The 6675-nt window shown below is 46.4% G+C and carries 4 protein-coding genes; 1 reads left to right on the forward strand and 3 read right to left on the reverse strand.

Going from position 1 to position 6675, the window contains the following annotated elements; all coding sequences use genetic code 11:
- Nucleotides 1–194, forward strand: a 194-nt coding sequence (locus F0364_RS29045; RefSeq protein ID WP_207632841.1) for a hypothetical protein, incomplete at its 5' end; no start/stop codon positions are given.
- A gap of 21 nt (nt 195–215) precedes the next feature.
- Here F0364_RS29045 and F0364_RS23160 read toward each other — a convergent pair.
- The 3 genes from F0364_RS23160 to F0364_RS23170 form a co-directional block, all read right to left on the reverse strand.
- The gene (locus F0364_RS23160) at nt 216–3668 is read right to left on the reverse strand and encodes a VCBS repeat-containing protein (RefSeq protein WP_153800203.1); all 3453 of its coding nucleotides are present in this window, start codon (nt 3666–3668) and stop codon (nt 216–218) included.
- Nucleotides 3665–4174, reverse strand: coding sequence for a hypothetical protein (locus F0364_RS23165; protein ID WP_153800204.1), 510 nt, complete (start codon nt 4172–4174; stop codon nt 3665–3667). Before F0364_RS23165 ends, F0364_RS23160 begins: the two co-directional genes overlap by 4 nt.
- A gap of 334 nt (nt 4175–4508) precedes the next feature.
- Nucleotides 4509–6675: FG-GAP-like repeat-containing protein (locus F0364_RS23170; RefSeq protein ID WP_207632839.1), on the reverse strand; the 2167-nt coding region annotated here is incomplete at its 5' end.

Raw genomic sequence — 6675 nt, forward strand, 5'->3', positions numbered from 1 at the left:
TTTCGCTATCTGTTGTTGTATTTTTTGCCTCAATGAAGGCCGCGATAATTTATGATACCGGCTGCGGCCTTTCATGGGGACTTCGTTGCGTCGCAATCACTTCATCGTTCTGTTCTTTGGGCGACTTTTCAGCCCCGGTAGAATATCACCACCGCAACATCTTATCAACCTCTAACCCTTCAACAGACCAGTAACCAGTAACCAGCAACCTGCAACTACTCCACCTTCACCATCTTCACCGCCTCATTGTTCATCGCTACCAGCAGCCTCTTCTTTTTACCATTCTTTATCGTTACCATATCTCTTACTGCCCCCCTTATGTTAATGCCGCTTTGTTGCGCACTCATGGCTTTAAAACCTCCCTTGCCATCCCCTCTCATAAACGTTCCGTAGCTGGCATCATAAATGCCCACTTCCGGTTTACTCTCGTAAAAGTTGCCACCCATCACAATATCCACATGGCCATCTCCATCAAAGTCTTCCGCAGCTATGCCATACATCGGTGACAACTGCGCGGCTGTTGGCAAAGCCTGTACGCTGAATGTGCCGTTCTTATTGTTGATCAACACACTGCTCTGCATCATGAAAGCTTCCAGCCTCACAGCCTTTTTTAACTGTTCTTCCGTAAACATCTTTGTAATCGTTTGCTCTTTGTAATTCTCGTATTTCAGGTATTTCTTCTTCAGGTATGGCAATACATTTACCAGGTCATGCCTTAACACCATCGGGTAAGCGCTGTCTTTGTTGTAACAGGTAATGATCTGTTCTATGCTGCCGTTGTTATCAAAGTCGCTTACATACATACTTACCGGTTTCTCCGCTGTTGCCTTAAACCTGCTGTTAAGCCCATGGTTGCCCGCTATCATATCCGCGTAGCCATCATGGTTAACATCAGCTATTATCAGCCGGTTCCACCAGCCGTTGGTTTTGCCTAATCCTGCCGCTTCGGTTACTTCTGTAAGCTTGCCGCCTTCGTTGTGGAATATCCTTACCGGCATGTATTCGCCGGTTACGGCCAGGTCGGGCTTTTTGTCGTTATCATAGTCCAGCCACTGCGCATCGGTGATCATGCCTGCCTGTTTAAGTGCAGGGGCTACCGTTTCCGTTACATCTGTAAAAAAGCCTTTGCCATTGTTTTGCAGCACATAGCCTTTACAGGGGTACCCATAACTAAACGATTTAAGCCGTACCCCTACAAACAGGTCCATATCGCCATCGCCGTCATAATCAGCCGCTCTTACACAACTGGTGCTCTCAAAAATATAAGAAGGCAATACCTGGCCGGATTTTGTGAACCGGCCCTTGCCATCATTTGTATACAGCCGGTTCATCAACGCGGTTGAATTGGGTGAAAACTCGTTTCCTCCACTGCATACATACAGGTCCGCATCGCCGTCATTATCCGCATCAAAAAACAGCGCATCGGTGTCTTCGCTCAGCTTGTCCTGTTCCAGCAGGGCCTCATTGGTTCTTTTGAATTGGCCGCCTGCCGTTTGTATCATCAGTGCACCGGCCTGGTCTTTGGCGCCGCAGATATAGATATCTTCCAGGCCATCCCTGTTAATATCTCCTTTGGCTATCCTGGGCCCCTGTGTGGAGAGCATGTGAAAGATCAGCCTGTCGCGGTCGAAGTCTATAAACCCGTTCTCCCGGTGGGTGAAGGGAACAGTGGATGGTGAAGCCTCTATGCGGAATGGCGAGTGATGAGCGGTGAGCGGTGAATGGTGAGCAGTGAGTAGTGAGTGGTGAGTGGGCTGTAGGGGTGTACCCTCTTTATATACTGCCGGCTTTATAAGTTTTAAAGTATTTTCTTTTGATGTTTTTTGTTTAACAGTCATTGCTTTGCTTACCGGCAACTGGTAACCGGCAACCGGCAACCGCCCTTCCCCCTGCTTCACCACCAACTGCTGATTTACCTGCACATGCCTTATCACATTTTGCCTGCCATCGGGCCATTGCACCGTGACGGAATCTATCTGGCCTGTTTTACCCAGCCCAAAATTCAGCCGCTCATCCACGGTGGATTCAAAACCACGCATGGGCATCTGTTCCTGGTAGGCGATGGTATTGTTATGGTACACCGTTACCTTGGCACCTATCCCGAATTTGTTTTTGCCTTCTCCCTCTAAAGCCACTTTCAGGAATTTGTTTTCCGGGTGCTGCTGCATGCTCTGGTTACGGTAAATGCTGCACGGCATGTTTACATTGTTCACCACCAAATCCAAATCGCCATCATTGTCTAAGTCCGCATAGGCGGAACCATTGCTGAAACCCGGTTCATCCAGGCCCCACTCTTTGGCTTTATTCGTAAACGTTAAATCGCCATTGTTGCTAAACGCATAGTTAGATACCGGATTGGAGGGAATTAAATCTATCAGCTTCTTAAAATCAGCCTTACCAGAGGCCACTTCTTTGAAAAAACTCTCGTTGGAGATGTATTGAATATAATCTTCATTGGTTAGGTCCTGGTAAATGCCATTGGCCACATAAATGTCCTTTCGGCCATCATTGTCAAGGTCGGTGATCAATGCGCCCCAGCTCCAGTCCGTGGCACAAACACCTGCCAGCCTGCCTATTTCGCTGAACGTATTATTGCCATTGTTTAGCTGAAGCATGTTGCGGGTAAACTGGTGATAATAATCATACTTCAGGTCAAGCTGGTACTTGTCCCAATTCTCAAAGGTTGTTTTGGTTTTAACACTTGCATCATCCTCAGGCAGCATTTCGGTAACAAAAATATCCGGGTGGCCATCGTTGTTAACATCAGCCATATCTGCACCCATTGAAGCATTGCTGATACTCATCATTTGTTCTTCCAGTACTTCTTTAAAGCTGCCATTGCGCTGGTTGATGTATAAATAATCCCTTTCAAAAAAATCGTTGGAAACATAAATATCCTGCCAGCCATCATTATCCACGTCGCCTACCGTTACACCCAACCCAAAGCCAATAATGCTGCCGTAAATACCGGCCTGCCCGCTCACATCTGTAAAGTGGCTCCCATCGTTACGAAACAGCTTATCGCCTCCTTTGGCATCACGTATGCCGCGTTCATTTTGCTGCAGGTTAAAGCTGCCAATGGCTTTAAAGGAGTTATTCAGCAAAAACATGTCCAGGTCGCCATCATGATCGTAATCAAAAAAGGCGGCATGCGTTGATAACCCTTCATCGGCAAGGCCATACTCCTGCGCTTTTTCAGCAAATGTCAGGTTGCCGTTATTAATGTACAGTTCGTTGTGTTTGCTGTCGCCTTTTATGTCACCACTGTTGCAAACGTAAATGTCAATAAACCCGTCCCCGTTTATATCGGCCATGCTTACACCGGTTGACCATTTGCCTTTTTTACCAATACCTGCTTTCTCTGTAATGTCTTCAAACTGCATGTTGCCTTTGTTCAGGTAAAGCCTGTTTTCCAGCATATTGGCCGTAAAGAAAATATCGGGCAGGCCATCATTATTTATATCGCCGGTAGCTACGCCCCCACCGTTATAAAAATTACGGTAAGTATAAATATTAAACTTCGCGTCGTAAGACAAATCGTTCCTGAAATCAACACCTGTTTCAGCGGCGTCCATCTTTTCAAAGAGTGTTACAGGCGCCACCTGTTTACCCTTGCAGGAAAACAGGAACAACCCAAACATCAATAATATGTTTCTTAACAGCCTCATTTATTATTCAGTTGCTGCTCCACCAGCAGGTCAGTATAATCCACCTTTACATGCATATCATCAAACCGCCCAATTGTAATGCGCCTGTTACCATCCAGCTTTACATAGATGGTGCCTTTCTTTTCATCCTGCACTGTTATAAAAGGGTTACCTTCTTTGTACCATTTACCATACAGGTTCCGCACATCTTTTATCAGCGAGTCTGAAAAACGTTCTTTATTCCACGGCGCCCAGGCTTCATACTGAAAAGTAACTTTCATTTTATATACTTTGTTCTCATAAAATTCCGGGTAAAAATTCATAAGGCCGGGATGTTTCATTTGATTGTTATTCAATTTATACAATACCGCGGTATTATTTTCTCCATCTGTAAATAACCCCTTTTTATTCATTTCCCAGCAATGGGCATAAAATTGTTTATCCGTCATGCCGAAGTAAATGCCAAAGAAAAGACTATCCACCCTCTTACCAGATGAAAGCTCCTCCGCTTTTAACTTACTATACATATCAATACCTTGCCGGTTGCAGCCGGCCACTCCAAAAGTTAAGATTAGTAAAGCACAAACAAACCGCATAACCTGCTTATTCTGTTTTTAATTTTTTATGGTACCAACGACATTATTTATTTCGCTATCTGTTGTTGTATTTTTTGCCTCAATGAAGGCCGCGATAATTTATGATACCGGCTGCGGCCTTTCATGGGGACTTCGTTGCGTCGCAATCACTTCATCGTTCTGTTCTTTGGGCGACTTTTCAGCCCCGGTAGAATATCACCACCGCAACATCTTATCAACCTCTAACCCTTCAACAGACCAGTAACCAGTAACCAGCAACCTGCAACTACTCCACCTTCACCATCTTCACCGCCTCATTGTTCATCGCTACCAGCAGCCTCTTCTTTTTACCATTCTTTATCGTTACCATATCTCTTACTGCCCCCCTTATGTTAATGCCGCTTTGTTGCGCACTCATGGCTTTAAAACCTCCCTTGCCATCCCCTCTCATAAACGTTCCGTAGCTGGCATCATAAATGCCCACTTCCGGTTTACTCTCGTAAAAGTTGCCACCCATCACAATATCCACATGGCCATCTCCATCAAAGTCTTCCGCAGCTATGCCATACATCGGTGACAACTGCGCGGCTGTTGGCAAAGCCTGTACGCTGAATGTGCCGTTCTTATTGTTGATCAACACACTGCTCTGCATCATGAAAGCTTCCAGCCTCACAGCCTTTTTTAACTGTTCTTCCGTAAACATCTTTGTAATCGTTTGCTCTTTGTAATTCTCGTATTTCAGGTATTTCTTCTTCAGGTATGGCAATACATTTACCAGGTCATGCCTTAACACCATCGGGTAAGCGCTGTCTTTGTTGTAACAGGTAATGATCTGTTCTATGCTGCCGTTGTTATCAAAGTCGCTTACATACATACTTACCGGTTTCTCCGCTGTTGCCTTAAACCTGCTGTTAAGCCCATGGTTGCCCGCTATCATATCCGCGTAGCCATCATGGTTAACATCAGCTATTATCAGCCGGTTCCACCAGCCGTTGGTTTTGCCTAATCCTGCCGCTTCGGTTACTTCTGTAAGCTTGCCGCCTTCGTTGTGGAATATCCTTACCGGCATGTATTCGCCGGTTACGGCCAGGTCGGGCTTTTTGTCGTTATCATAGTCCAGCCACTGCGCATCGGTGATCATGCCTGCCTGTTTAAGTGCAGGGGCTACCGTTTCCGTTACATCTGTAAAAAAGCCTTTGCCATTGTTTTGCAGCACATAGCCTTTACAGGGGTACCCATAACTAAACGATTTAAGCCGTACCCCTACAAACAGGTCCATATCGCCATCGCCGTCATAATCAGCCGCTCTTACACAACTGGTGCTCTCAAAAATATAAGAAGGCAATACCTGGCCGGATTTTGTGAACCGGCCCTTGCCATCATTTGTATACAGCCGGTTCATCAACGCGGTTGAATTGGGTGAAAACTCGTTTCCTCCACTGCATACATACAGGTCCGCATCGCCGTCATTATCCGCATCAAAAAACAGCGCATCGGTGTCTTCGCTCAGCTTGTCCTGTTCCAGCAGGGCCTCATTGGTTCTTTTGAATTGGCCGCCTGCCGTTTGTATCATCAGTGCACCGGCCTGGTCTTTGGCGCCGCAGATATAGATATCTTCCAGGCCATCCCTGTTAATATCTCCTTTGGCTATCCTGGGCCCCTGTGTGGAGAGCATGTGAAAGATCAGCCTGTCGCGGTCGAAGTCTATAAACCCGTTCTCCCGGTGGGTGAAGGGAACAGTGGATGGTGAAGCCTCTATGCGGAATGGCGAGTGATGAGCGGTGAGCGGTGAATGGTGAGCAGTGAGTAGTGAGTGGTGAGTGGGCTGTAGGGGTGTACCCTCTTTATATACTGCCGGCTTTATAAGTTTTAAAGTATTTTCTTTTGATGTTTTTTGTTTAACAGTCATTGCTTTGCTTACCGGCAACTGGTAACCGGCAACCGGCAACCGCCCTTCCCCCTGCTTCACCACCAACTGCTGATTTACCTGCACATGCCTTATCACATTTTGCCTGCCATCGGGCCATTGCACCGTGACGGAATCTATCTGGCCTGTTTTACCCAGCCCAAAATTCAGCCGCTCATCCACGGTGGATTCAAAACCACGCATGGGCATCTGTTCCTGGTAGGCGATGGTATTGTTATGGTACACCGTTACCTTGGCACCTATCCCGAATTTGTTTTTGCCTTCTCCCTCTAAAGCCACTTTCAGGAATTTGTTTTCCGGGTGCTGCTGCATGCTCTGGTTACGGTAAATGCTGCACGGCATGTTTACATTGTTCACCACCAAATCCAAATCGCCATCATTGTCTAAGTCCGCATAGGCGGAACCATTGCTGAAACCCGGTTCATCCAGGCCCCACTCTTTGGCTTTATTCGTAAACGTTAAATCGCCATTGTTGCTAAACGCATAGTTAGATACCGGATTGGAGGGAATTAAATCTATCAGCTTC

The sequence above is a fragment of the Foetidibacter luteolus genome, from assembly GCF_009650435.1.
GTDB lineage: Bacteria > Bacteroidota > Bacteroidia > Chitinophagales > Chitinophagaceae > Foetidibacter > Foetidibacter luteolus.

Excerpts from the sequence above, each read along its gene's own strand:
- F0364_RS23160 (WP_153800203.1), bottom strand. The coding sequence starts at position 3,668 with ATGAGGCTGTTAAGAAACATATTATTGATGTTTGGGTTGTTCCTGTTT.
- F0364_RS23165 (WP_153800204.1), bottom strand. The coding sequence starts at position 4,174 with ATGTATAGTAAGTTAAAAGCGGAGGAGCTTTCATCTGGTAAGAGGGTG.